This is a genomic window from Streptomyces sp. NPDC046349, from assembly GCF_055587885.1.
Genome location: NZ_JBVJFK010000024.1, coordinates 1 through 25342, shown reverse-complemented (window position 1 = coordinate 25342; position 25342 = coordinate 1). Strand labels below are relative to the sequence as shown.

Below are 25342 nucleotides of genomic sequence, written 5' to 3'. Positions count from 1 at the left end.
GTGTTGCCCCAGCTCAGATGCTTCCGACAAAGAGGCTGCCCGACCAGTAGCTCACCATCCTGAACAGGGCTGGAGCCTGCTCTGCAACGGCTTGCCGCTCTTCGAGGTTATGTCGATCTCTGTGGTCTCTGAAGCCTGTGACCTGGTGGTTTGCGAGACGGACATGTCGATGTCGGGTGCTCGAACCGTCTCCAGTCGCTCAGCTGGAAACGCTGCTCGCGATCGTCTGCGCAACCTGGGTGGGCGAGAGGTGAGTGGTGTCGATGACTTCGGCTTCTCGACGCAGCCAGGTCAGGGCGTCCTGGTAGCGAGGAAGGTGGTCCAGGCGCCATTGCCGAGCGCCGGTTTCGACCATGTCGCTCTCGATGCGTTGGGCCAGCGTGTCTGGATCGGTGTGCAGCACGAAGTGCCGCACCGGAATGCCAGCCTTCGCCAACCCGGCGTGGATCTCTCCCCAGTACTGCTCGACCAGCACCGACTGGGGGATTACGAGCACTCCGCCGACGAAGTCGAGGACCTGCGACGCGGTCTCCACGACCAGACCACGCCATGGCGGCCATTCCTGGAAGTCCTTGACGGGAACGGAGTTGAGGACATGCCTCAGCATGAAGCCGACGGTCTCGGAGTCGAAAACCCTTGCGTCTGGAAGGAGCGCGGCAAGTTCCTTCGAGGTCGTCGTCTTGCCGGCGCCGAAGGTCCCGTTCAGCCAAATGATCATGCTGGTGACCCTATCTGGGGGACGGAGTCACGCCGGACAGGTCCGGTCTGCGCAGTACCCTCGCCGACACGCCGCGAGAGTCAGCGGTGCTCAGCAGGTCCATTCGATGGCGCGCCCGTCAGGGTGCGGAGGCGGCGGATTTCGCCGTGGGCGGTCTCCAGTTTCCGGGTGAGATCAGCGACCTGGTCTCGGAGTTGCCGGTTGCGGTCGAGAGCGGTCTCCAGCATGCGTTGCAGGGAGGCGTCCGTGGCCCCATGCCGTGGATTCCGGCGTGGGGCAGGGGCTCGCTGTGGGAGCTGGTTGATCGCGGTGATGAGGTCGATCTGCGTGTATTAGGACCGGGAGACACCGGCGGCGCTCGCGATGCCGACGACTGTGGGTCGCTCGCTGCGACGGGCAGCGGCCTTGACCGCTTCCTCGGCTCGCTCGCGTGCCTGCTTACTACGTGCTTTCGAGGCTTCGATGAGGAAGCGGGTGTTGTCAGCCGGCGGCATCGAGATCGGTCAACTTCCCGCCGGCCACGATCTGCTGAGGTCCGGCTTGTTCCAGGGCGTCGATGACGGCGTCGAGCTTGCCGAGCGTGCGGGTGTTCTTCTCGGCGATCCGGGAGAGCCGGCCCTCTCGGCATCGCCGATGAGCTTGCGGGTCTCATCGCGCTGGCGTCGGTGCTGGTCGAGGAAGTCGCCGGTGGTGATGAAGAACCGGCAGTCCAGACATGGGTTGGCGTACTCGCAGTCGGTCTGGATGGGGGCCCCGCAGTACCCATTGGGGAGACTGACCTTGGCGCGAACGAGGGACAGACGCATCCAGGCGGCGTCGGCGAGCGGATGGTCGGTGGGCAGTTCGACAGGTTCGCCGTCGGCGTCGACTTTGAGGGCCCTCTCCCAGTGCCAGCGCGGGTCTTCTGGTGGAGCCGCGCGTAGACGGCCGTCATTTCCGGCGACATGTGGTCAAGCAGCTGCTGGACGATGTACTGGGGGAGGTTGGCGTTGATCAGCCGGGTGCCCAGCGTGTGTCGGAACTGGTGAAAGGTGACCCGCGCGGGACGTCCGTGTTCGTCGAGGAGACGAATGCGCTGCAGCCAGTTCTCCATGAGGCTGCAGCACCAGGTGTCCGAGATGGGTTTGCTGCCGTTGAGGTTTGCCTGCCCGCTGGGGAACAGGAAGCGGCTCCCGGCCGGGAATCTCGCCACGGCCCGGCGTTGCTGTTCTGCGATCTCGTCTGCCAGGTCCTGGCTGATCGGGAAGAACGGGCGGGCGCCCGTGTTGTCGTGTGTGACGCAGTCGAATCGCAGGCGCCGGGCGTCCTTCATGCGCAGGCCGCAGGAGATCAACAGGGGAATCATGAGGCGGAGATCATCACTGGGGATCAGTGCCAGGTTGGAGGGATTTTCCAGCTGGCGCATGAGGTGCTCGGAGATCCAGCGCGGCTTGGCCGGCGGCAAGGCCGGGGCCTCGTTGTAGACGACTGCGTTGCGCGGGAGGTCCGGCTGCCAGTCGTGGGCCCGGGTGTCTGTGAGCAACCGGCTCAGGGCGTTGACCGCGGTCCGGCGGGTGTAGACGTCTGGGTAGTCGATGCTCAGGACGGCGATCCATGTCTCGATCCGTGCGCGTGTCAGGTCGGCGGGCGCTGCGTTCGGCGGGAGATGCCGGGCGAAGTGGACCAGGGAGCGGAGATTGTTCGCCACGGTGTGGACGCTGATGCCCGTACTGACCCTCCACCGGCCCCACCGTCTGGTCAGCTCGCGAAGCCAAAGCTGGGGGATGCCCTCAAAGCGCAGGTAGCGCGACTCGCCCTCTGCCAGGGCGAGATGGCGCAGGTCCCAGGTCTCGCGCGGGTACTGGTCGGCCCACGGGTCATCGGCGATGAGCAGGTGTTCCAGTGCGAAGCGTGTGTCCGCGATGAAGCGAAAGGCCACCACGTTGTGGGTCGAACGCTGGCCGTCGGGGTTGGCGGGGGCGACGTGGTCCCGCCAGTGGGCTTCGCTCCAGTCGACGAGGCTGGTGACCGGTCCTGAGACGCCCAGGCGACCGCGCGGCGCACGTCTCGGGCGGGGGTGAAACGGAGCTCTTCATCGAGGCGGTGCTGGAGTCCGAACTGGAACTCCAGGCGGAGTCCGGGGGCGAGCTGGCCGAGGCGGATCTTCAGGTCGCCGCGGTGGGCGAGGTCGTCGTACCAACCGCTGAGATCAGGGCGACCCCGTGCTTGCGCCACCGGCTGTGGTGCGTGTGACACAACGATGCGTTGGTGCTGTCGGTCCAGCGCGGGCAGTCGGGGAACTCGCAGGACCGTTCCACGGCCTGGGGCCCCTGCGGCGGCTGGTAGATGGTCCGTCCGACCCAGTCCGCGAGGTCCGGCCGTCCCGCATGGTTCCAGCGCGAGGCATGACGGTGACACAGGGTATTGGCGGCGGTTGTTCACCGTCTCGGAAGGCGTCCGAATCGGTCCGTGGTCGATGTTCACGAGAACGGGAGGCACCGCGGCCCTTGACTGTCCAGATCGGGTCAGGGCAATCACGGGGTGGGCGTGGCGGCCAGCCGTGCCTCGGCGCCTGCCCGTACGTCAGGGGTCTCCATCGGGTCGTTGCGCAGCGCCGTGATCCGCTCCAGGGTTTCGGGGTGGTCCGGCGCGTGGGCCATGCCCAGGAGCCGGGCCCGTTCCTCGCAGTCCCAGAGGGACTCGGTGTGGGCGTAGTCCAGCCCGCCAGGGTCGATGGCGGCCAGTGCCTCCAGGTAGGCGGCCCGTTCGTAGGAGTGCGGGGTGCGCAGCCAGAACCTGCGCAGGTCCGCCACCGCCCCGGCGGCCGCCGGCCCGAATCGGGCCAGCCGCCTCGCCGTGGCGTCGGGGCCGCACCACGCGCGGTTTCGCCACTGGTCGGCGAGTTCGGCCACGAGGACCGGGATCACCTCGGGGCCGAGTTGATCGGCGAGGACGTCAGAGCCGAGCCGGGCCAGCCACTGCCGCTCGTCGCCCACCCACCGGCGCGCGGCCGGAACGGCCAGGGCGCCGAGGCGGTCGACGGCCTGCCTGAGCCGGGGAAGGGGCTGGCGGCCGTCCGGGGTGACGAGGGAGGGCACGAGCGGGATCAGGCCCTCCACCGGATCCCGGCGGGACAGCTCGCGCAGGGCGTCGACCCTGCTGCCGGCCTCGGCCAGCAGGTCGAGCAGCTCGTCGTCCGTAAGGCCGGTCAGATCGTCAGGGGTCGGGCCCGGATCGGGTCGCTGGACCTTGATCCCGAAGCGGGTCCACGGTTCGGTGAACCACGGCGGCTCCGGCTCACCGCTGATCCTCGCCCGCGCGGACTCACCCAGGTCCTCCCACCACTCCAGGGGCCAGATGCGGGAGACGGACTCCAGCACGGAGGCCCAGTGCGCGCCCTGCCGGACGTGGCTGCGCAGGGCCTCGCGCGCCTCGTCGCAATCATCGAGGGCGAGCAGTTCCAGCACCTCGGCAGCCCGCCTGCACTGACCCTCGTCCCCGGCCAGCAGTTCCACAACCGGCGCCGGCGACATTCCCAGGTCCCGGACCAGCCTGGCGAGGTAGCAGGCGCGGTCGTCGAAGCCGTTCCACCGCCAGTCCCGCCGGATCCCGTCGTAGACGATGGGCGCGGCCTCCAGGGGATTCCGCAGCGCGCGTACGGGGCCCAGGCCACGTCCCCGTTGCAGCAGGCCCTCGACCGAGTCGAAGCGGGCATAGGGCATCACGTCGTTATCGCTCATCAACGGGCACCCTGCCCGACCGGGGGCGCGGCCGCCACGCGATATCGGCCCGGCCCCGACCGGGAGCAGGCTGTCCCTGAGGTCAGCCCGGGCCAGCTTCTACGCCGCACCTACGAAGCGGCGGTGAACTCCACATCTGTGCCGCCGCAGCGACATCGCCGCCCACCGAACTGCACGTCATGGGAGGAGCCGCGCGAGATCCACCTCGTGGCGCTCCTGGCGCGCTTGTGCTCCTGGTTACCGCCCGACTGCTGCAGGGCGACACCAGGGGGCAACACACCGTTGCGCACTTCCCCCTGTGCTGCTGGGCCGCCTCTCGCGGCCGTTTGGGGCTCAGGATCTCCTGCTTACGGGAGGCGGGTCGGGGTTCAGAAGAGGCTTCTGATGCGGCGTATCAGGGGTACGGCGCCGGCGAGTGCGGCCACGATGGCTACTTCGGCGCAGACGATCAGGATCACGGTGTAGGCGTCGGCCCTCGCGGCACGGGTTGTTGCGGCCATGTTGGAGACCCCGGAGCTGGTGTACGCGGTGAGCAGGCTGGTGGTGAGGGCCGTGGCGAGTGCTCCGCTGTACTTCAGCTGGGTACCGAACGCCCTGTGTTCTTCCTCGTCGAGGCCGACCGGGGGCTGCACAGGACGGCGGTGCCGGCTCCTACGAGCGTCAGCGCCGCCACCAGGCTGGGTGCGGGGAAGGTGCCGGGGTTCGACAGGCCGGTGAGCCACAGCAGGCCGCCGGCAGTGGCGAGGAGGCCGGTGATCCTGGCCGGTGTCGGCCAGCGGGCGGAGATGGACTTCGGGTGGACGAGGAACGCAACCATGGGCACAGCGAGTAGGAGGAAGCCCGCCGCGGTCCATGGGGCGTAGCCGAAGACCTGTTGCAGCACGAGGGTGCAGTAGAGCCATGCTGTGCACTGCACGGCCCCGCTCACCCAGGCCCAGATCAGCGGTGTCCCGCCGACCCATTCAGGGAATTCCTCGCGCCTCCCGGCGATCCGACGCGCGCAGTTGGCCAGGAGGGCGATGCCGAGGGCCAGGAGGGCTACGACGGAGGGGGACCACCAACCGTTTTCGACGGTCAGGGCGATGGCACAGACGAAGAGGGTGTGTGCGCCGGTCATGCGCAGCATCACCGTGGAGCCGCCTGGCTCCGTGTAGAGGGCTGAGGGCAGGAATCTGTAGGAGCGGAGGAAGGGCAGGGCGAGGAGCAGCAGGAGGGCGATGACGGGTGGTACCTGGAAGGCGATGCGCCATACCCAGGTGGAGAGGAGCAGTCCTGAGGCTGTGACGGCGATCGCGCTGCTGGCTGCTACCGCCCACAGGATGTTTTTGTCCGTCTGCCAGCGGTGGAACTTGGCGGCGAGTACGGCGCTGGCGGCGGCCGCGCTGATGCCTTCGCCGAGGCCTTGCAGGGTGCAGCCGGTCAGGAGGTGGAAGGTGGACCAGCCGACGGTGGTCTGTGGGTTCCACGAGAGCTGGTCAGCAGGCCCTGCTCTTCGTAGTACCGCAGTGAGCGCGGACTCACGCCCGTGCGCTTCGGCAACTCGCCTATCCGCATCCCCGAGAGCCTACGCCCGCGTGCTCCAAGTGCAGGCCGCCGTCGGGTCATGAACGCTCGCGGACATACCGGTACATGTACCCCTCTGCGCGGCCGCCAGCCCCCGGGATACGGATGACCTCCTCCCTCGGCTATCGCGTGGAAAGACACCTCATGCAGTCAAGCCGTCAAGGTGCCCGGCAGGGACACAGGCCTGGAAGGATCGAATAGTTCATGATCACAGGGATGTGTCAGGCGTGAAGGCGTACGTCCGCAGCGGATCCAGATGTAGCTCGTGCGGGCCCATACAGTCCGCGGCAAGGGTTCCCACCGCAACCCCACACATGCACGTCAGGTTGGGGCCTCCCGTTCCAAGAGGTCCGCAGCAACCGTGGTGAATACCCAGAGAGCTGGCCAGTTGCAGGCTCGGCACGTCCTCCGGGTGCACGATGACAGAGTCCCGGGGGCCGACGGAGACCATGTCGGTCATGCCGGGCGGCATGAGAAGAGCCCTGCTCACAAGTGCGCGCGCCGCCTGGGTGCCTGGTGTCGCGAAGGGGGCGCCCCAGGGTTCGGGATCGATGGCGTAGCTGCCTCGCGGCACTGTCGAAGGGGCGAGCCTCGTCTTGCCGTCGCGGTCTTTGTCATGCAGCGAGATGTCCGGGATGCCCTGAAGTTTCTGCAGGTCCGGGGTGAGTTCGGCACCGCACTTTGCACAATAGAAGACCGTCACACCAACCGTTGTATCCCATCGACAGCATCAGTCACGACCGAGTTCCCCTGCTCAGTCCGCCCTTCCAGCAAAGGCGGTGGGGAAGGCGATGGATTCGTCGAAGGGAACTCGTGTCCGAAGGTGGTGGAGTTGGCCGAGCATGCGGTTGAACAGGCGCCGCCGCAGGGCCCTCATATGCCAGTCCCCTCCTGCCCGGCGGCGCCGGTAGTGGGCGTCCGCGCAAGTGGGACCGCTCAGGGAGGCGAAAGCCCACGTGTGAGAAGTCGCCACCCGCACCGGCATCACCGTCGAGACCCGCGCCCGCTTCGGCTACACCGCACCCGGTGAAAGCGGGCAGCCACGTCCGGCTGCGCGACTTGCAGGATGGGAGAGGCGGCAGCGATGTCATGCTTTGGCATCGGGCATGCCGCTGGTGACGACGATCGCCGCCACGTCGCCGGTCTTCGTGCGGCCCAACCAGACGACGCCGCCCGACTCGGCCCCGAACGTGACCAGATCGGCCTGCCGCGACTCATCGCGTACCTGTTCGCACCCGTCGGCCAGCTGCTCGGATTCGCGCGGGGCAGGGACCCCGTCTATGAACGTGCGAAACGGTGCGGACAAGGTCGTCCACGCGCCTGCATCGGCGAAGCAGCCGACATTGGCATCGGAGAAGAAGCGGGGCTCCTCGCCCGGCTGCAGCTGGGCGATGTCGTCCTCGACACTCAGGCCCATCTCCCATCCGACGACAGGGTCGTCGCTGATGCACAGGCGCGTCGCGGCGCACTCAACACCGTCCACGTGCTCGCCCATGAACTCGTACGGGCCCGCCGTCCACGCGATCTCTACCCGGTAGACGCCCGGGGGAACGCGCACCGCCAGCTCCCGCGGGGGCCTGGTCGGCAGGCCCCTCTGGTACTCCCAAACCTGGTCGTCGTGCCATGGCGCATCGACGACAAGCCGGCCGCTCGGTACGCGGATCGTCGTCAGCTCCTCGATGCCCGTCACGACTACCGGCGTCATCGGATCGTCGTACACCGTCCCAAGGTGAGCACCGGGTGTGAAAGCCGCCTCCAAGTACCAGGTGGCCTCAGGCCCGGCTGCCAGCCGCGCGTCCCTGACCCACTCCATGTCTCACTCCCTCCTTGCCACCCGGCCGGGCGGTCAACCGAAAGCTACGTGGGCCCGCTGACATCGGCACTTCTTGCATCGTCGCAATCCGGGATCGCTCCCCAAGATGTGTACCAGGAAAGGCTTTTGAAGGCGCCTGGCCCTCGTGCAGTCATCACCACTGCTCCCCGTCCAGCACCTACCGGCCGCGGCCCGCAACGCTCGCACCACCGTGCCTGTCATCGCCGGGCTCTTGCGTCACCACCATGTCCCGGTGCTGTAAGGGAACTGGTCTCGGGGCACCGGCCCGCCCAGTCGGCCACTAGCGTGCGGCCATTGGGCCCAGCAGCCCAGCCGACCACCACTCCCCGGGAGACTCCGCCATGCCCATCCTTGTTCCCCGCACGCTCCTCGCCACGATTGCTCTCTCAACCACGCTGACGCTGACCGCCTGCGACCCCGCAGCCGAAGCCGAAGCCCCTCCCGTTCCTCCCCCTGCCTCCGCCGCGGTCTCCGCGCCCGCCTCCTCCACCTCGCCCGCCGGTTCGGGCAAGCACACGCTGGCCGAGGCCGCCACCGCCGGCGGGCTCACCAAGGCCACCGGTGCCGGCGCGGTCTCCGACGTCCCGGTTGACCCGGGCGAGATGCGTGACGGCATGCACCTGGTGGTCGCTGACTACAACCGTGCCGGGCAGACCTCCGGCCGCCGCATCCTTTTCGTCGGCGTCGACAGCGTTCCGGAGGACCCGAACAAGCGTCGCGAGCACCTTTGGCGCGGGCTGATCGACTACGCGCTGCAGAACGGCTCCACCGGCACCCCCACCACCGCGAAGCCGTACCAGCCCGGCCCATTCGGCGGGTCCCTCGAGTGCCTCAGCCTGCCGGAGTCCGCCAGCACCACCGACGTCATCTGCGGCTGGTCCGACACCACCACCGCCGCCGTCGCACTCTTCCCCCGCACGACCCCGGCCGACGCCGCCCGCCTTTTCGCCGCCATGCGCGCCGACCTCGAACATTGACCGACCCGTCTACCGCACCCCCACGGCAGCAGCGTCGCGCAGGCAGCGGCGCCGCCGGGGGATCTACGCCAAGGTCTTTACCGGGAGAAGAGGCAGTCAGCAACGCAGAGCTGCCGCGGGTGTGGTGGGAGCGGGCCGCTGCAAGGAAGGCCCGGAGCCGGAGAGCGGCAAGTGCACCGGCGGGTGGTCAGGCAGGCGAGAGCCGCATCCACGAGACGACCCACCAGGGCCGAGCCGGAGGCCCCCTGCCAGAAAGCGTCGGCGCTCAGGCGGTCCAGGCGCCGGGCCGGTGCGACTGCCGGTGGTCTCCCCTGGCCGGCATCGGTCCAACCCGCGGCGCACAGCATGCGGCCGAACGCGGCCCTTCCCCCGGCGAGGCTGGGTCTGAGCACCCTCAGATGTCGGTGAGCCGGGGGGGTCACGCGGACAATGGCGATGAGGTGGAGGCGGGGCAGGGGAAGGGCGAAGAACCAGCCGTCGGTCAGGAGGGGGATGCGGCGCAGGCCCTCCGGGTACGCCTTTGCGGGCTCCATCACCGATGTCGGTGACGTCCATGCCGACATCGGCGAGTGCGACGAGTTCCTGGGCCAGGCGCTCGACCTCGGCGACGACATGGTGTGGGGCAGGCCTTTGACGGCGTGTTCGGCATCCGGGTCGTACTCCCACTGCCAGCTGCTCAAGACTCCCCGCCGTGGGGCAGGCCGGCCTCGGCGGCGGCCTTGTCGAGGATCCGGCCGATTTCGGCCGCGACATCCGCCCGTCCTCGGGGTCGGTGACGTGCGCGGCGCGGGCTTCGAGGTGGCGCAGCCGCGCGGCCAGGTCCGGATGCCGCTCGATGGCGATCTGCAGGGCCCACTGCCGTAGGAAGCGGTGCATGGGGGCGGAGCTGACCTGTTCGCGGGCGCGAGCGACTGCGGCTGCTCGTTCGGCGTCGAAGGTGGCCACCGCGTCCGGTGCGATGCGGGTCAGCGTGGCCCGCAGTCCTCGACCGTTGCCGACGGCTGCGGGGTCCAGCCGTGCGGATGCTCGGGGGCGGTACTCACGCGGCATCCTGCTGGTCATCGGCGTCCCGGCGGCGGTGAGCTGCCGCGAGTGTGGACGCGTCTGGCGGAACCACCCGACCTGGGCGGCGACCGCGGCAGGTCCGCGCCGCTCGTAGCCGGCAGCAATCCGTCCAGCGGCCTCACTCAGGGCAGCGCGTGCCCGGTCCAGCGTGGCCGAGGCCTCTTCCACTCTTTGTGTGAGCCGCTCCAGCTCACGTGTTTCATCCGGATCCACCGCCAGGCGGGGCAGGCGGGGGGCAGTCGTCATGGACCGAGCCTCCCTCCCCCCACGAGGCCATCCACCACGATGCCGCCATCCACCCCAACCATGCGGTCCTCTCCAAGGCCTGCCCCTCGCCGGACCTCACCCCCAGCAGCCACCTACGACCATGGAATCCAGCACACCCGCCATACCCACACCGCACGGGGGCCACCGGCACAGCCAGCGCCCGAGGCGGCCCGCTGTCGGGCGGGTACCGCAGCCCCTACCGGAACACCCGCCTGTCGGGTCTGCGATCCCCCGGGGCTGTCGCTCGGCCCCGGCCAGGTGTGCGGCCGCTTGCGCTCTCGACCACTCGGACGGAGGCCATGCGCAGCGTGGCTGGGGCTGGCCGTCAGGCGCCGTCTCCGGCCAGCCGCAGCAGCACCGCGACGGGCTGGTCGACACCCTTATTCATGGTTTTCATCCCGTACGGCTCCTGCTCGTCCTCGCTGAGCACCTCGCGTCCATCGGGATCGCGGGAGATGTGCACCTCCATGTACGGAGCGGCGTCGTTGCCTTTCGGGATGACCCACCACATCGCGGCCCAGTCCGGTGCCTGCGTCATCCGCATCACCTCGCTGGACCGGTAGATCCTCGAGTGGTAGCGGAAGAAGTCGTCCCCGGGCTGGGCCAGCCAGGAAGGAGCATCACGCAGGTGTCTGTGCTCCTCGCCCTCGACATCCCATGAGTGCTCGATGGAGCCCGTGTAGCTGTTGGCGAGCTTGCAGCGGTCGGCGCGGATGAATGACACCGAGGCGAACAGCTCCACCCGGCCCTGCCCGGCGGCCACCGGCACCTCGATGACAGCGTCCTTGGAGAAGTCGTCGCCCGGGTCGAGCCGGGACCCCGCGTTGGAAATCTGTCCGGCGGCCAGCAGCCGAGCGGCGGCGTTGAAGTGCTCCTGCCGGTGGGTGTCCCAGCCGTCCCCGAGCTCCTGTCGCCACCGGGTGCGCTCCGTTCCCTGCGGGCGGAAGGCGGACGGCCACAGCTGCGCCGACCACAGGGTGCCGACCACGAAGATGCTCACCGATCCCTCGTTGCGGAAGGTGAAACGGGCCGGCACGTAGAGCCGCTTGCGGTCGGGATGGAGGACCGGCTTTCCGAAGGAGACCATGAACGGCACTTTGGGCGGGGCCACGTAGGGGACGTACATCGCCGAGTACGCCACGCTCGCCGAGCCGATCAGGGCGGACACCGCCACACCGGTGGCGAAACTCCGAGGGTGTGGCATGCCCCGCCACACCCTCTCCCGGATCAGCACCCACATCGCCCACACGGCCCACGCCGCCAGGGCCGCCCACAGCCAGAACCAGCCGGCACGGTAGCCGCCCTCCCACTGGAGCACCAGCAGCACCAGGCTCGTCACTGCCACCGTGCCCACGCCGAACAGCACCGCCGGCCCCGAATACCGCGTCGCACGCCGGCCCCAGAAGTCCAGCACGGCCCCGGCCGCGACAACCTCGACCAGCGCAACGACCAGGAACAACGCCCCCATGACACGGCCGCCGAACGTCAGCGCCCGTAGCGCATCGGACAGTCCCGCCCGGAACAACACCGCGGCCGACACCAGCAACCCGAGCGCCACGCAACAGCCCGTGGCATGTCCCCTCCACCTCGGCAACCCCGCTCGGCACAAGGACCCGGCCTCACCCTCCGGCACAGCACTACCCGTATCCACACCCGCAGCATGAACGCCCCACCGGCACTCCGCAGCCGCTACACGCATACGGGCGCCGCCCGCCGGAGCGATACCGGCACCGGCCGGCAGCAAGGGCACCGAGCACGCTGCGGTGCTGATACCCGTCAGCCATGCGGGGGGCTTGGCGGTGACCGCGGTGACCAGCGGCGACGGCCTGGTCCACCCCGGCCCCGCTCGGTGGGCGTCGGTGAGGATCCGGGCGACGTCGATCCCGGCGCCATCGAGACGTGCCATCGCGGCGGCGATGCCCGGCCAGACCGGGGAGGAGCGATCGCGTCGCGGACCAGGCCCCCGGGCGTCGTCGTCTTCAGGAGGCCGGCCCAGCGGTCGGTGCCCTCGGCCTTGATAGGGCGGCGTTCGCGGTGACGGCCTGGAGCTGGCAAGCCACCTGCGGCCAGTCCGTGTCCTGCATCAGCACGGCCAGGACGTCCTCGCCGAGATGGCCGCGCAGCCGCTCGGCCGACCAGCCCGACGCCATCCTCTCGGCGTCCTCGCCGAACTCCTCCTCCCGGCCGGCGAGGCGCCTCTGGCCGGCGCGACGGACCACGTCGGACAAGGCCAGCACCAGTGGCCATCACCCGCGGTCTGCGCCGCCTCCCCCAGCGCTTCGGAGAACGGCTCGGACTGAGGCGGGTATCCAGACAGCCGGGGACCCTGGGTGGCCGCCGTAGATGCCCTCGTCGCCGTAGGCGGTCCAGATCCCCCCGCGGCGGTCGGTGACCAGCGCCGAAAATGTCGTCACCGAGGCAGAAGGCTCTTCTCCGCGGGAATCAGACGGGCGCGGACGCCTGTCCCGTGGCTGTCCATGTGCGCACCGACGCCGGTCACGCGCAGGCCGTTGCCCCGGATCGACAAGCCCACCCGGCCGTCGCTGCCTTCGCGACGGCGTGGGCTGGCGCCCTTGTGCCGGAGGTTGGCCCACAGGCTCACGACGATGCCCCCGATGGCCCTGCGTCGCCGCCGCCCAGCCGGGTGGGGGACATCTCTCCCGGCCCCTCACCCGTTCGGCTCAGTGTCGTTGGTGGTGATGTTAACCATCGTCTGGAGCCTGGGGTGGGCTGTGACCTCATCGAACGGACCGCGTATACGCGGTTTCAAGCGGCTGATCACCGCGTACCCACGGACGGCGCCACGCTCTAGCCGCTGATGGCCGTCGCCGAGCAGTGGCCCGACCCGAGGTTTTCGAGCCCTGGGAGCCCGCCGCGCCCGCCGACTGATGGATACGGGCCGTCAGAAGTCCTGCCTCAACGGCCGCCTGGGGTCGAGGCGCTCTTGCGGACCGGTCCTACGTTGGAGGCATGGCCATCGATCCCTTGCTGAGACAAGGCCCCGACTCGACGGATCTGGTCCTGCGCGCCGGCCCGGCCGGGCCGGCGTGGAACGTGCTGACCTCTGCGGGGTCGGCACTGTTGACTCCGCTCGTCCTGGGCGTGCCGACCCTGCTCGTCGCCTTCTGGATGGCGCTGGCTGAAGCGCGGGCGTCGACCGTGTTCGTGGTGGTGGGGGTGATCGCCGGGCTGGAGTACCTGCTCGGCTGGCTGGCGCTGGCCTTTTCCCAGGCCCGGCGCATCCTGCGGGTGGAGTTCGCGCCGACAGGGGTGCCCGCCTCCCTGCGGTTGGTCCGGGCCGCCGGGCCGGACGACTGGCTGCCCGTCGACACCCTGCGCGAGGTGCGGCTGACGCACGAGGTGGTGGAGCCGTACCAGGGGGACCGCAAGCCGGCCGTCTCCACGCTCGCGCTGGAACTCGTCCTGCGGGGCGGCCGGGAGCGGCTCGCCCCGCTCCCGTTCGGCGGCGACCCGCAGCGGCTCGCCGACGCACTGGAGGCCCTACTCAGCCCGGCCGCGGTCGTGGTGGAGCTGCGCACCGAGCGCAGCACGCGCGATCGGCCGCGGTCCCACTCGACCTGGTTCTCCGGCGGTTCGGCCTCGGCCAACTCGAGTGGCGGCTGAACCCCGGCTGTCCGTGGCGCTCCCCGGCCGGGGAACGCCAGACGATGCAGCCAGCGGCATGCGGTGCGGGCAGCCTGCCGCTACTTGGGCGCTTTGAGCCGCCGGGTCGGCTCGGCCTCAGCCGGGTCCTCCCGGCCACGGGTGGCGGGGTGGCGGGGTGGCGGCCGCGGAGCTCTCATGACTTCAAGATCATCCCATTGCCCCTCTGGCACGTATCGGCCGCCCGCGCAGCCCCAGAGCGGCGCCCACTTGGGCTTACCCGCTGAACGGGAGAAGTGCAATCACACGCTTTGAACGTGCTCGCGCTGTGCCGATCACTGCATCTCTCGGAACGGGTTTGCCGCTTGGACTGGTGGGTCCCGTTGCCAGGAAATGAGATAATCCCGTTCGCGTCGCCGCGAGTATTGCCTGGATAGCGGTCCGCCGTCATCCGCCGGTACAACGCGGCGACGTTCCCGCCGACCTCCGCCAGGACCGCCCACAACTCATCGGTCAGGCGGAGGCCATGTAGGCCAGGGTGCTCTGGAGCCGGCGGACTGCGTCTTCGGCCTCGGAGTACTCCTGAGGAGTCGGTGCGACGGCACCGAAGGTGTGGCTGTCTTCAGCAGGCAAGGCGCGCCAGTGCAGGCCGGGAGTAAGAGCGGTAGCGGCTGCGCCGAGGAACCAGGCTGTATGCCCGTGGCAGTGGGCCAGAGCGATGGCCACAGCGGCGAGCGCTTCCCGCAGGTGTTCCAGGCGGTCAATCACGGGCAGCGCCTCCTGGACTTGGGGAGCGCCGACGGCGGCGTGCAGGTCGGCGGCGGCCTTCGCGAGGACCGTGCGGTGCCGGGGTGTCAGGACCCACAACTGATCACGGAGGAGCCCCTCGGCTTCTCCCACCAGGTCCTCGATCAGCGTCCTCATGTCCATGTCCCACAGCCTATGTTCCTGCCGGAGGCGCCTCCTTACGGTGGTCAAGGCCGGGTGCAAGGAGGGCCCTTAAAGCAATCGTCTGCACCGCGACAACGTTTTCAAACACCCCACTCTTCCGATCGGGGCACTCGACGGCACAGAAGCGGGCAAGCGTTCGCTTGCGTTCTGGAACAGCCAGTTCTCCTCACGGGACCAGGGCGGGGTCTTCGACGGCCCCGCGAGTGAAGTGAGCGAAGCGTTTGCGGAGCAGCCGAGCGCGGAACGAACGGCAGAGAGCAGACGCCCGATCCGCCTGCCGCCTTCGGGTCCCGTGCCAGCAGCTTGGCCTCTCGGTCGGCCGACAGCCCAGGCAGCGCCTGGCTCGTTGTGCGGGGGTGGACGAAGAACCGAGAGTTTCGGATCAGCGGCCGTACGAGGCAGGGCAGCAGCCGCGCGCTGAGGTCCCACATCGAGGCCGCCCTCCCCCGGCGCCTGGGAGTCATGGACAAGCCGTCGGTGTGGCCCGCCTCAGCGGGACCTAGCCCGTACGACCGATTGGTGCGGGTCGTGGGCTGCGGCCCCCTGGCCGCTCCTAGGATCGGGGCAGGGGTCTAACGGCCCCTTGGCGCACTGGCTGCGTAGGTGTAACCCGCGAGCATTTGTGGGTGGGTCTGAGGATCAGTCGTGGTTGTGCCGGGCTCAAGATGTTGCTGAGAAATAGCAGCACCCGAGTCGGCCAGTCAGTCGTCGTTCGAGACCGGGGAGTGCGGTACCCAATTGGACAAACTGGGTACGACCGGATCGGACGGAATGAACGCCAGGCTTCGATGTAGGTCAGGCCCGGTGGCACAGAAGGAGTTACGGCACCTCCAATATTCTTATCTCATGACGATATCGGGCACCTTTGCGCATCCTCGGTGGGGACTCCAGTTCCACTGGTGGGCGGTAGATCCGTTCGGCCGAGTCGGATTGTTCTACTCCGCGTTCGGCCCTGTGCCCTCGGCGGCAAACGCCCATGAACAGACCCTGGATGAGGCGACGACCTGGGCCAAAACGCGGCACCCGGAGTGGTTCGATGCGGGGTGCGTGGAGGATGACTGTCCTCAGCACTGCGTCGTGGAGTTGGCACGGGCGCCGTATCTGTTCACCTGGGACGAGGAGCACGACGATCGCTACACGCGATACGGCGTGCCGACGCAGCCGCTTTTGGTGTCCGAGCTGCCTGCGGCACTGGCTGCCGCCGTGCGGCTTGTCGAGGTCGACTTTTCCTTCGCCCAGGCCGCGCGGATCGACCTGGGATACCCCAGGGGCCGAGAGGTCATCTCGGCCTCGGCGCTCACCCCCTGGACGTCCTGCGAACGGCACCCGGACGGGTGGGATCCGCACACCGTAGGAGAGCTTGGTGCCTCGTAGAGTTGTGAATCTGCTGCGCAGTTGGCCGGGGAATTGGCAGCTCTCTGCGCGAGCTCGGCTGCGTTGGCCACCGTCCTACCGGTGAAGACCACCGACGACAAGTGGATGGGCGACCTCAGCGCGGTCGAGGGCAAGGGCGCCTTCACCAAGGAGGTCGACGCGGCGATCATTGCCGGGGAGGCCGATCTCGCCGTGCACTGCGCCAAGGCCGTCCCGGCCGACCGGCCCCTGCCGGCCGGGAACACCTCCAAGCGGGGCGAGGCCGGCGCGCTCCTCCTGGCCGTCGTCGGCCTGCACCGCATCGGCCGAACCGACGCCCTCACCGAAATCATCTCCGTCGACACTCTCATGCCGCCCATCGGCGCCGACACCCTCGCCCTCCCGTGCCGCCAAGACGCCACCGAACTCATCGACACCGTCAGCGCCCTCGGCCACCCCGACACCCACCGCGAACGCCGAACGCATGCTGCTGCACGTCTTCCAGGGCCGCTGCGACAGCCCCCTCGCCGGATACGCCCGCGCCGAACGCGCCGGAGACCTCTGCCTGCGCGCCTCGGGCTGCCGAGTTCGGGCGTGCTGTACTCGCCGAACCGGCTGATCACCCATATGGGCCAGCCAATGCTGCCGGGGCGAACGGCGGATTCGCCGTTCGCGTCAGCGCATGGCCGGACGGTGTACACGTTGCGTGCCCTGTGCAACCGATCCTTGACCGATCGCCACTGAGGTTTGATCACTGCACGGTTCGCGTCATCGAACCTTGCCGCCCTGGTCAGAGGGGTCCCGGGGCCGTCGTTTGCTCCGCAGCGTCGGCGGACTCCGAAGCTGCGGGGTCACTGGAGCTGAACTGCTCACCGATGTTGTTCCACATGAAACCGTCCTTCCAGCCCGGCTTCGCGGTAGCCCAGCCGAGCAGTGCCGCGAGGACCTTCTCCTGGGAAACGGTCATGGTCTGGAAGTGCTGCTCGGGGGCGCCGTCCCGGTATTCGAGCTGGTAGGTGTTGTTCTCTCGCAGCAGGACCTGGATGTACCAGCTTCCTGGCCGCTCCTCGTCCACCCGCTCCACGACCATGTGGGCATCGCCCCGTTGTAGTCTGGCCAGCATCATCCCGATGGCGGGCTTGGTGGCGCGCTTCACCACGTGGCCGCGCTCGTTGGTCGCAATCAGCATGAGGCGATCATGCAACAGGAGTCTGACACCGCCTGGTGAGGCCCTGACCAGGGCGGTCAAGGTTCGATGGCACGAACCGTGCAGTGATCAAACTCCAGCGGCATTTGGTCAAGAATCGCTGGCACAGGACAGCGGCGAGGATCAGGTCAGACAGTCCGGGGCGGCCGGCCGTGGACTGCAAGGCGGAGGTCGGACCGGGGTTCCTGGCTCCCTGCCGCCCAGCAGGGCCCCGGCCTTCGCCAGGGCCCACGTACGCCACGCGCCGCCGGAACACCCGCAGGGACGCGCGGGCCTGGAGATGACCGCGGCCGCCGCGCCGGTCCTGCGAGTCGGCACCACGGCCGGCTTCGCCCGGATCGCGGTTCAGAGCAGGCTGGGGCCGTTGTCGATGTCGAGGTTGCGGCTGTTGTCGACACGCCGGCTGTTGTCGATGCGCGTACTCGTATCGACGTCTGCACTCGCACCGCAGCGGTTGTCGTCGGCCGACTGGGACGCGTCGCCGCTGCTGGCAACGCCCCCTTCGCCGGTGATGACCCCGGAAGCGAGGTTTCCGTCGTTGGTGGCTTCTCCCTCTGAAATGAGCGAGATCAACTGCCTGACCAGTGAGTTCCCACCGGAGGCGTCGGCGAGGGACAGGCTCGTCGGATTGTTGCACTGGATGACCACAGGGCGGTCCTCCCCGGCAGGCGCAGCGATCGCGGCGCCGTGGCCGAATACCGCGGCACTGAAGGCGATCACGATGACCGATGCGATGCGGACGGCAGAATTCACGGACTTCCTTTCTTGGGGATTTCAGGAGGACATCAGCGTGCCCGGTACAGACGGCGAGGGAGGCGCTCCGGTGCAGTGATCGCGCGGCAGGCTCGGGGTGGTCTCTTCTCTGTGCGCAATCAGGCCGAGGGCGCCTACCCCCGGACAGGTCAGAACAGGCTGGGGCCGTTGTCGATGTCGAGGTTGCGGCTGTTGTCGACACGCTGACTGTTGTCGATGCGCGTGCTTGCGTCGACGTCGGAACTCAGACCGCAGCGGTTCTTGTTCGCCGACTGGGAGGCGTCCCCGCCGGAGGCCTCGCCGCCTGCACCTGTGTCGACCGCGGAAGCATTGTTGCCCTCGTTGGTACCACCGAGGACCTCGATCAGTTGGCTCACCAGCGAATCTCCGCCCGAGGCATCCACAAGGGAAAGGCTCGTCGGGTTGTTGCATTGGATGATTACAGGGCTGTCCTTCGGGGCCGCCGCTGCAAGTGCAGCGCCGTGGCCGAATACGGCAGTGCCGAGTGCGAGCGCGATGATCGAAACAGCGCGGACGACAGAGCTCATGGGCATTCCTTTCCGAGGGGCGCCATGCGGCGCTTGCCCACGCTCAACAACTCAGTTCCGATATCGGTTCCGGCATGCGTCTCCGATTCACCCGAGTGCCACGGAGCATTCGGCGAAGTGAGTGCAGAGAATTCTGGACCGCGACCCGCCAGGGAGGCTTGCACGTGACGGTTCTGCTGGATGCGGCGCGAGACATCCGCAGGCGGTTGCTCAGTGAGGCGTGGAGGCCGTAGAACGCGCGGAGCGCTGATCAGCCACGCCCGTGCTACTCATCCGTCTCCGTCGACTCCCCTGTCGGCCGGGCCCACCAGCACGCCGCTGGAGCACTCACAGAGCCTCGGCCGCGCGGCGCAGCCGGTCCGGTCGTGTTCGGGTACCTCGCGGCGGGACCAGCCGCCCTCATCACTGGCCGGGTACGCGATCACCGCGGATCACATGGCGTCGGCCAGCGTCGGGGCTGCCGCACGACACAGCCGTGGCTGATCCCGATTTTTCCGCGTACCGCCGCGCCGTGACGGCAGTAGCAGAGACGCAGCGATACCGCCTCCGCAAGCACGGTGTCGTGCGGCAGCGCAACGGCCGGCCTCGCGGCTCCGAGCGTGCCTTCCGGCCAGGTCGGCCCGCGCCGAGGGCGTGGCCACCAAGGCGGCCGCCCCCACCCGGCTGCGACCACGATGCGTGATCGTATTCGGCGTACTCCCGCCGCCGCGGCCCCCGGGCCGCTGGTGCGCCCCACCGGCCGTGGAGTGGGAGGGTGGAAGAAGAGACCTGATCCAGGAGGAGGGTGGCATCGTGCAGGACAAGCGCCAGGATGCCGAGCCGCAGCGCGAGGAGAAGGAACGCACGCGCCGGGCCGGCCTGAATCCCACCGGTCGGCCGGCCGACAGAGATGGCGAAAAAACCGAGCCGGCCCACGACGAGGGCGTGGACGGCGAGAAGACACGTCCCGACGAGAAGGGGCGCTGAAACCGGGTCAAGCCCGCAGAGGACGCGCGACGTGTGCGCGGGGCAGGTCCGACCGCTGGGTGCGGACCGACCGTCCGGCTGCGCCCAGGCGGTTGAGCCGCGGCCACCGCGCGCTCAGCCTGCGGCGCAGCAGCCGTGTCGGCTCGGTGGCGGTCCTCGCGCCCCGGGCGGCGGCGCGAAACCACTGCCAGAAGCCCAGGCGTCGCGCCCGTAACCGGATGCGGCCGGGAGGGCGCCCCTCGGGTGCCCGATCCCTGTCGGAGGCACGGTTTGTGCGGCGGCCTTCGGCGACCTCCCTCCACCGGCCTGCCGGCCTTCCGGCAGGGGGCCGTGCCCGGCGCCGTGGAACGGGCCCACGCCGGTCGCGACGCCCGGCGCGCTCCCTCAGGCGGCAACGCCGTCACCGGGCTGCTCGCCGTGCTCAGCATCCACGCGGTCGCCGCCGCGGCGCCGGTCAACGTCCTCAACCACGGCCGTCGGCTGCGGTGGCGCGGCGCGTCGTCTCCCGAGCGCGCCCTGCCGACGACTACGACTCGTCGAGAGGGCGGAAAATGGGTCGCGCGGATGGGTTGGAATGCGAGAGCTTGCCCGGATGCAGCAGGCGAGCGGTCGTACGGTCAGCGTCCACCTCACCCACGGGGGCGAATACTTCGGCCTGTTGGGCCCGTACGAGGTGGAGGGAGGTTGGTGGTCGTCCGCCGCGCCGGTTGTCGAGCGGGTGTCGCGGGAGCTGGGGGTGCCCGTGGTGGTGCTCCGGCTCGCCTGCGCGCCGAGCGATGGCAGCAGCGGGCACGGCGGCCACGTGTTCTACCACGTGGAGGCGCTGGAGCGGCCGGCCGGCCCGACAGCGCGTCAGGTGACGCCTGAGGTCACCGCGTTGCTCGGACCCGCCGAGCGCCGGGCGGCCTGGGCCACGACTTCGGGGCTGGGGGAGGCAGTCGCCTGGGCCGAGAAGACGCTGGACGGAGCAGGTCGGCCTGCCGTCGACCGGCCCGAACAGGTCCGGACATGGAACCTGTCCGGTCTCTTCCGCTTTCGCACCGCCGACGGCGGCCACGCCTGGCTGAAGACGGTCAACCCCGCCTTCAACGCCCCTGAGGGCCTGGTGATCGCGCTGCTCGGGTCCGTCGACCCCACGCTGGTACCGTCCGTCCTCGGCTCCGATCCGGAACACGGCCGGATCCTGCTCGACCACGTGCCCGGTGAGGACCTGTGGTGCCCGTCCGCCGAAGAGGTCCTCGCCGTGGTGCCCCGGTTGGTCGCCGCTCAGGCGGCCTTGGCCGCCGACGGCCGAGCCGCCGCGGCGGGGCTTCGGGACCGTACCGTGCCCACGCTGGCCGCCCAGGTGGACGCACTGCTCGACCGGCTCGCGGCAGAGCAGGCGGGGTCGCCCGGTCCATGGCCCGACGGGGCTGAGGAGGAGCCCGAGGACCGGCTGACGGCCGAGGAGATGACGGCCGCCCGGGCGCTCGCCGCGCGGCTGCCCGCGCTGGCCGAGGAGCTGGCGGCCTGCGGGCTGCCGAACACCCTGGTCCACGGCGACTTCCACCCCGGCAACTGGCGTTCCGACGGCACCCGGGCGGTGGTCGTGGACTACGCCGACTCCGCACTCGGTCACCCTGCCCTGGACGGGCTGCGCCCGCGTCAGTACGTGGACGGGGAACGGTGGAAGCAGATCGCCGAGGTGTGGGCGCGAGCGTGGCGGGAACACGTGCCCGGCTCGGCGCCGGAACGCGCGCTGGACCTGGTCGGGCCGCTGTTCCACCTCGCGTACGCGGTGCGGTACCAGGAGTTCCTCGACCACATCGAGACCAGCGAGCGGCCGTACCACGAGACCGACCCGGTCAGTGAGGTCCGTAGGGCGCTCACCTGTGTGAGCCGGGCCGTGACCGACGATTGATCTTGTGGCATGCCGGGGTGTGGTGGCGATCAGGTAGAGGAGCGCACGGCTTCGCGCGCGGGGCTCCGTTCCGCCCGGGCCGGACGGAACCCCGCCGTCCCGCTCGGGCGGTGGGTGTCCGGGCGCGCCCTCCGAGTGATTCCCGGCGGTCTCGGCCGGGCGCCGGCACGCAGGTGCGGCGGCACGGTGCCTCGTCAACGGGCCCGCGCACGCTTCACGTCGCAGTCGCGAGCGCCGGCGCGGGCGACCGGAAGCCCCGGTGGTCGGGGGGAGCACGTCCGCCGGACGAGGCTCGGCACCCGAGACGCACTCGAAGTGTGCGCGGTCTGCGTCTCGTCTTCGATACCTCTGCCCCGGCGTCGCTTCCGGCACTGGGCTCCCACCGGCTTCTGCGTGGCACTCGGCCTCGTCGTCCATGTCAGGACCGAGAACGACGAGGAATTCGGCCCTGGCCAAGGGTCGTTGTGGGTGTCTCGGTCCACGGTCCCACGCGGGATCGGCCGGACAGTTCCTGGCTAGTCGTCCACGGCCCCCGGGGCCAGGGCCGGGGCCGGGAACGCGAAGCGGGCCTCGGCGCCCGACCACCAGACGCCGACGGCGAAGACGGCAGTGGCCTCCAGCAGGGCGGCGCGATCGAGCCCGCCGCAGGGCAGAGGCGTGCAGCCCATGGAGGTGATGATCTCCGCCACCCGCGTGGCGGCGCCGGGCTGGTCGGTGCAGAACGGGACGGCCAGGGGGGACCCTTCGAAGGATGGCCGGTCCAGGGTCCAGATGCTCTCGTGGCACACCCCGAACGCCTTCACCACATGGGCGCCGGGGGCTGCGTCCGAGATGAGCCGGGCGATGGAGGTGGTGCCGCCCGTGGTCAGGGCAGGACCGTCCTCGCCCGGCGCCATGGGAACGCTGCAGTCGATCACCGTCCGCCCCGCGAGCAGGGGGGCCAGCTCCTTGGCCAACTGCGGTGCGGCGTCGGCCGGTACGGCGAGGAGTACCACGTCCCCGTGGGCCGCTGCCTCGGCAAGGCTGCCGTGCTCGGGGGCGCCGGTGAGCAGGGCGGTGCGGGAAGCCGCCTCGGTGTCCCTACCGCCCATTCGAACGTGATGGCCGGCGCGTACCCAGGCCGCGCCGAGGGCCGCGGCCATCGCCCCTGTACCCAGAATGCCGATGCGCATGTGCTTGCTCCTGTCGTCCGTGTCTCGAGATGTGCGAGGTGTGACGGAAAGGACGCTAGGCGGGCCGATGCACACCACATGGTGTGCATCGGGCCGGGCAGGATGCTCGCATGAGCGACGCAGTGGTAGAGGCATACGCCCAGGGCCTGGGCGAGGACCTGGGCGAGGACCTGGGCGGCGGCGAGTACGCGGCGGACTGCCAGGCGCGGGTGGCCTTCGAAGTGCTGTCGAACCGCTGGGACAGCGTGATCGTCTACGTCCTGGGCGAGAGCGGACCCATGAGGCCGCGCGCGCTGATCACCCGCATCGGCGGGCTCAGCCCCAAGGTCCTCAACGAAGCTCTGCGCCGCCTCGAGTACAACGGCCTGGTCGTGCGCCAGGCGTACGCCGAGGCGCCACCACGCGTGGACTACTCCCTCACCGAGGCGGGCCTCGCGCTGCTGGGCCCGATCCGTGCGATGGGTGCGTGGGCGGGGCGCTACGCCGAAGCCGTACTGGAGGCCCAAGCCGGTTTCGCGCTGCGGGAAGATCCCCCCGTGACTGGAACTGGCGTACGGGAGCCGGCGTGACAGGAGGTGGCGTAACGGGGCTGCCGTAACGGGAGCCGGCAAGGACGTTGCACGATCCGGGACCTGGCCCGCGGGCTGCCGCTCCAGGCTGCCGCCGTAGCGCGGGTTCGCGGTGCGGCGACTGCCCTGGTGCGGCACGCAGCATCACTCCTTGCGCCATGCGGGTGGCGTTCGCCCCGAGGGCCTGTCCGCCGTCAGGACGGTGCCGAACCCTTCGCGAGCCGGCGGCCGACTCGGCCCTGGCACCGATGAAGGAGTGAGCATGCGCAACCGCACCCTGATCGCGGCATCCGCGGTCGTTGTGGCCGCCCTGTGCGCGGCACCCGCACTGGCAGCGGCTGACACCCCGCCGCAGACGCTGCCCGCGCACGACCACACGGCCGGCTTGAGCGCGATCGGGCTGACCGTCGAGCAGCGTCTGGTCGAGTTCGACGTGGCCCAGCCGGCCAAGACCTGGGCCCTGGGCAGGGTGACCGGTCTGGCCGGCGACACGAAGCTGGTCGGCATCGACTTCCGCGCGCAGGACGAGAAGCTGTACGGCGTCGGCGACCGGGGCGGCATCTACACCCTGAACACGAAGAACGCGAAAGCGATGAAGGTGTCCCAGCTGACCGTGGCACTCGCCGGGACGGCGTTCGGAGTGGACTTCAACCCGGCCGCCAACCGGCTGCGGGTGATCTCCAACACCGGCCAGAACCTGCGGCACAACATCGACGACCCGGCCGCGCCGCTGAGCACCACCGTCGACGGCACCCTGGTGAACCCCACCACGCCGCCGTCGACGGCCATGGGGGTGACCGGCGCCGCCTACACCAACAACGACCTGAACGCGACCACGGCGACCACCCTGTTCGACCTCGACACGGTGGCCGACCGCATCTCCCTTCAGTCCCCCGCCAACGCCGGCACGCTCGCCCCCACCGGCCAGCTCGGGGTTGACGCCGCCCTCGACGCCGGCTTCGACATCTACTACAACCCGGCCGCGGGAACGAACCACGGCTTCGCCGCCATCGGCGCCCCGGGGACCTACCGCTTCTACGCCGTCGACGTGCTGACCGGCAAGGCCACCGACAAGGGCGCATTCCCGAACAAGTACCAGGTCACCGACCTGGCCCTGCCCATCGACCAGAAGTAGTCCCGGGTCGCCCTCGGCTGCCCGGCCTGTGCACACCACCCGCGGCGGGGTGCCGCGCGGGCCGACCCGAACGATCAAGCCGGGCGGGCCGACACGAACGGTCATGCCGGGCGGCCGTGGTCCGACCGGTGGCCGTTCTCCCCTTCCGTTGAACGGGAGAACGGCCACCGGGGCTGGAGGCCCGACGCCGGCTACTTCGGCATCAGGACGGTGTCGACGAGGTAGACGTTGGCGTTGGCGGTCTTCACGTTGCCGCAGACCACGTTCGAGGTGTCGTTGACCTTGTAGGCTTCGCCGGAGCCCTTCGTGGCGACCATGCCCTTCTGCAGGGTCTCGAAGCTGCCGTTCTCCAACTGCTTCGGGGTGAGCTTCTGGCCGACCACGTGGTAGGTGAGGATCTTGGTCAGCGTCGCCTTGTCGGCGAGAACCTTGTCGAGGTCGGCCTTCGGGATCTTCGCGAAGGCGTCGTTCGTCGGGGCGAACACCGTGATGTCCTGGGCGTTGTTGAGGGTGTCGACGAGGCCGGCCTGCTTGACCGCGGCGACGAGAGTGGACAAAGCCGGGTTGTTCGAGGCCGCGGTGGCGACCGGGTCCTTGGCCATGCCGTCGAACGAGCCGGCGCCTTCCGCCGGGACACCGGCACAGGCCGCGCCGAAGGGCTCGTCGCTCGTCATCGAGTCGTCCCTCGGGCTGTTCGCGCCCGTCTTCGCCTCGTCGCCGGCCGCCGCGGGGGCGGCCTTGGTGTCGCCGGAGTCGGAGCAGGCGACGAGGGACAGGGGCAGCACGGCGGCTGCGGCGACGGCGATTGCGGTACGGCGGATCTTCAGGCTGTTCATGATCAGTTGCTCCCCTTGAGCGTCTGTCGGTCTTCTGCGGATGGTGCTGCCGAGCCGGTCCCGAAGCGGGCCGGTCGGGGTCTAGGGGACGGTGACGAAAACGCTGTGCCAGCCGCTCGCCCCGTCGGGGATCGTCCGCGCGCGCTGCTCGGTCTGGACCTGGCCGGTGCCGTCGGTGGCGCGGACGGTGATCGTGTGTCCGCCGG

At 69.7% G+C, this 25342-nt stretch carries 23 protein-coding genes and 4 pseudogenes; 10 read left to right on the top strand and 17 right to left on the bottom strand.

The features are described 5' to 3' along the window. Nucleotides 1–106 (top strand): annotated as a pseudogene (locus tag ACZ6JS_RS35340) (DUF5999 family protein); the annotation flags it as partial. A 93-nt stretch (nt 107–199) separates the two neighbouring features. On the opposite strand, the gene ACZ6JS_RS35335 reads toward ACZ6JS_RS35340, so the two are convergent. Both ACZ6JS_RS35335 and ACZ6JS_RS35330 read right to left on the bottom strand, forming a co-directional pair. Further along, on the bottom strand, nt 200–718 hold the full coding sequence (locus ACZ6JS_RS35335) for a P-loop nucleotide/nucleoside kinase family protein (protein ID WP_469304175.1): 519 nt from the start codon (nt 716–718) through the stop codon (nt 200–202). Nucleotides 719–836: 118 nt separating this feature from the next. Next, complete coding sequence (locus ACZ6JS_RS35330) at nt 837–2030, bottom strand: tyrosine-type recombinase/integrase (RefSeq protein ID WP_469304176.1); 1194 nt, start codon at nt 2028–2030, stop codon at nt 837–839. Between the two features lie 770 nt (nt 2031–2800). Here ACZ6JS_RS35330 and ACZ6JS_RS35325 point away from each other — a divergent pair. Next, entirely contained in the window at nt 2801–2950 is a 150-nt protein-coding gene (locus ACZ6JS_RS35325) for a hypothetical protein (RefSeq protein ID WP_469304174.1), read from the top strand. Between the two features lie 281 nt (nt 2951–3231). On the opposite strand, the gene ACZ6JS_RS35320 is transcribed toward ACZ6JS_RS35325, so the two are convergent. The 7 genes and pseudogenes from ACZ6JS_RS35320 to ACZ6JS_RS35290 form a co-directional block, all read right to left on the bottom strand. Then, nucleotides 3232–4437 (bottom strand): hypothetical protein, encoded by a 1206-nt coding sequence (locus tag ACZ6JS_RS35320; RefSeq protein ID WP_469304172.1) that lies wholly within the window; start codon nt 4435–4437, stop codon nt 3232–3234. A 368-nt stretch (nt 4438–4805) separates the two neighbouring features. Further along, nucleotides 4806–5069 carry a hypothetical protein gene (locus ACZ6JS_RS35315; RefSeq protein WP_469304171.1) on the bottom strand — a complete coding sequence of 88 codons (264 nt, stop codon included), beginning with the start codon at nt 5067–5069 and terminating at the stop codon, nt 4806–4808. After that, nucleotides 5012–5554: a hypothetical protein gene (locus ACZ6JS_RS35310; protein WP_469304170.1), complete on the bottom strand. Its 543-nt coding sequence runs from the start codon at nt 5552–5554 to the stop codon at nt 5012–5014. The genes ACZ6JS_RS35315 and ACZ6JS_RS35310 overlap by 58 nt, the downstream gene beginning before the upstream one ends. 347 nt (nt 5555–5901) lie before the next feature. Next, nucleotides 5902–5991, bottom strand: a pseudogene (locus ACZ6JS_RS35305) (MerR family DNA-binding transcriptional regulator); the annotation flags it as partial. A gap of 217 nt (nt 5992–6208) precedes the next feature. After that, nucleotides 6209–6703, bottom strand: coding sequence for a hypothetical protein (locus tag ACZ6JS_RS35300; RefSeq protein WP_469304168.1), 495 nt, complete (start codon nt 6701–6703; stop codon nt 6209–6211). 51 nt (nt 6704–6754) lie between these two features. Then, a pseudogene (locus ACZ6JS_RS35295) lies at nt 6755–6955 on the bottom strand (IS110 family transposase); the annotation flags it as partial. Between the two features lie 132 nt (nt 6956–7087). After that, a complete protein-coding gene (locus ACZ6JS_RS35290; RefSeq protein WP_469304166.1) occupies nt 7088–7720 on the bottom strand; it encodes a DUF4241 domain-containing protein in 633 nt (210 codons plus the stop codon). Between the two features lie 455 nt (nt 7721–8175). On the opposite strand from ACZ6JS_RS35290, the gene ACZ6JS_RS35285 reads away from it, so the two are divergent. Then, the gene (locus ACZ6JS_RS35285; protein WP_469304165.1) at nt 8176–8811 is read left to right on the top strand and encodes a hypothetical protein; all 636 of its coding nucleotides are present in this window, start codon (nt 8176–8178) and stop codon (nt 8809–8811) included. Between the two features lie 1657 nt (nt 8812–10468). Here ACZ6JS_RS35285 and ACZ6JS_RS35280 read toward each other — a convergent pair. Both ACZ6JS_RS35280 and ACZ6JS_RS35275 read right to left on the bottom strand, forming a co-directional pair. Continuing rightward, nucleotides 10469–11701 (bottom strand): hypothetical protein, encoded by a 1233-nt coding sequence (locus ACZ6JS_RS35280; RefSeq protein ID WP_469304163.1) that lies wholly within the window; start codon nt 11699–11701, stop codon nt 10469–10471. A 421-nt stretch (nt 11702–12122) separates the two neighbouring features. Next, nucleotides 12123–12371, bottom strand: a complete 249-nt coding sequence (locus ACZ6JS_RS35275; RefSeq protein WP_469304161.1) for a hypothetical protein — start codon at nt 12369–12371, stop codon at nt 12123–12125. 742 nt (nt 12372–13113) lie between these two features. Between ACZ6JS_RS35275 and ACZ6JS_RS35270 the strand changes: the two genes are divergently transcribed. Then, nucleotides 13114–13767, top strand: coding sequence for a hypothetical protein (locus ACZ6JS_RS35270; RefSeq protein WP_469304159.1), 654 nt, complete (start codon nt 13114–13116; stop codon nt 13765–13767). Nucleotides 13768–14259: 492 nt separating this feature from the next. Here the strand turns inward: ACZ6JS_RS35270 and ACZ6JS_RS35265 are convergent, their stop codons facing one another. Beyond that, nucleotides 14260–14676, bottom strand: coding sequence for a hypothetical protein (locus ACZ6JS_RS35265; RefSeq protein WP_469304157.1), 417 nt, complete (start codon nt 14674–14676; stop codon nt 14260–14262). A gap of 867 nt (nt 14677–15543) precedes the next feature. On the opposite strand from ACZ6JS_RS35265, the gene ACZ6JS_RS35260 reads away from it, so the two are divergent. Then, nucleotides 15544–16071 (top strand): hypothetical protein, encoded by a 528-nt coding sequence (locus ACZ6JS_RS35260; RefSeq protein WP_469304155.1) that lies wholly within the window; start codon nt 15544–15546, stop codon nt 16069–16071. Between the two features lie 21 nt (nt 16072–16092). After that, nucleotides 16093–16624, top strand: a pseudogene (locus tag ACZ6JS_RS35255) (hydroxymethylbilane synthase); the annotation flags it as partial. Between the two features lie 216 nt (nt 16625–16840). Here the strand turns inward: ACZ6JS_RS35255 and ACZ6JS_RS35250 are convergent. The 3 genes from ACZ6JS_RS35250 to ACZ6JS_RS35240 form a co-directional block, all read right to left on the bottom strand. Beyond that, nucleotides 16841–17239, bottom strand: coding sequence for a hypothetical protein (locus ACZ6JS_RS35250; RefSeq protein WP_469304154.1), 399 nt, complete (start codon nt 17237–17239; stop codon nt 16841–16843). A gap of 363 nt (nt 17240–17602) precedes the next feature. Next, nucleotides 17603–18010, bottom strand: a complete 408-nt coding sequence (locus ACZ6JS_RS35245; protein WP_469304152.1) for a hypothetical protein — start codon at nt 18008–18010, stop codon at nt 17603–17605. Nucleotides 18011–18159: 149 nt separating this feature from the next. Then, nucleotides 18160–18558 (bottom strand): hypothetical protein, encoded by a 399-nt coding sequence (locus tag ACZ6JS_RS35240; RefSeq protein WP_469304150.1) that lies wholly within the window; start codon nt 18556–18558, stop codon nt 18160–18162. Nucleotides 18559–19350: 792 nt separating this feature from the next. On the opposite strand from ACZ6JS_RS35240, the gene ACZ6JS_RS35235 reads away from it, so the two are divergent. Together ACZ6JS_RS35235 and ACZ6JS_RS35230 are read left to right on the top strand one after the other, a co-directional pair. Further along, nucleotides 19351–19524, top strand: coding sequence for a hypothetical protein (locus ACZ6JS_RS35235; protein ID WP_469304148.1), 174 nt, complete (start codon nt 19351–19353; stop codon nt 19522–19524). Nucleotides 19525–20098: 574 nt separating this feature from the next. After that, entirely contained in the window at nt 20099–21424 is a 1326-nt protein-coding gene (locus ACZ6JS_RS35230; RefSeq protein ID WP_469304147.1) for a phosphotransferase, read from the top strand. A gap of 515 nt (nt 21425–21939) precedes the next feature. On the opposite strand, the gene ACZ6JS_RS35225 is transcribed toward ACZ6JS_RS35230, so the two are convergent. Continuing rightward, nucleotides 21940–22731, bottom strand: a complete 792-nt coding sequence (locus ACZ6JS_RS35225; protein WP_469304145.1) for an NADPH-dependent F420 reductase — start codon at nt 22729–22731, stop codon at nt 21940–21942. On the opposite strand from ACZ6JS_RS35225, the gene ACZ6JS_RS35220 reads away from it, so the two are divergent. Together ACZ6JS_RS35220 and ACZ6JS_RS35215 are read left to right on the top strand one after the other, a co-directional pair. Next, complete coding sequence (locus ACZ6JS_RS35220) at nt 22707–23165, top strand: winged helix-turn-helix transcriptional regulator (RefSeq protein WP_469304144.1); 459 nt, start codon at nt 22707–22709, stop codon at nt 23163–23165. The genes ACZ6JS_RS35225 and ACZ6JS_RS35220 overlap by 25 nt on opposite strands. A 262-nt stretch (nt 23166–23427) precedes the next feature. Then, nucleotides 23428–24300 carry a DUF4394 domain-containing protein gene (locus ACZ6JS_RS35215; RefSeq protein WP_469304143.1) on the top strand — a complete coding sequence of 291 codons (873 nt, stop codon included), beginning with the start codon at nt 23428–23430 and terminating at the stop codon, nt 24298–24300. A gap of 191 nt (nt 24301–24491) precedes the next feature. Here the strand turns inward: ACZ6JS_RS35215 and ACZ6JS_RS35210 are convergent, their stop codons facing one another. Beyond that, nucleotides 24492–25136: a fasciclin domain-containing protein gene (locus tag ACZ6JS_RS35210; RefSeq protein ID WP_469304141.1), complete on the bottom strand. Its 645-nt coding sequence runs from the start codon at nt 25134–25136 to the stop codon at nt 24492–24494. Nucleotides 25137–25342: the final 206 nt, after the last annotated feature.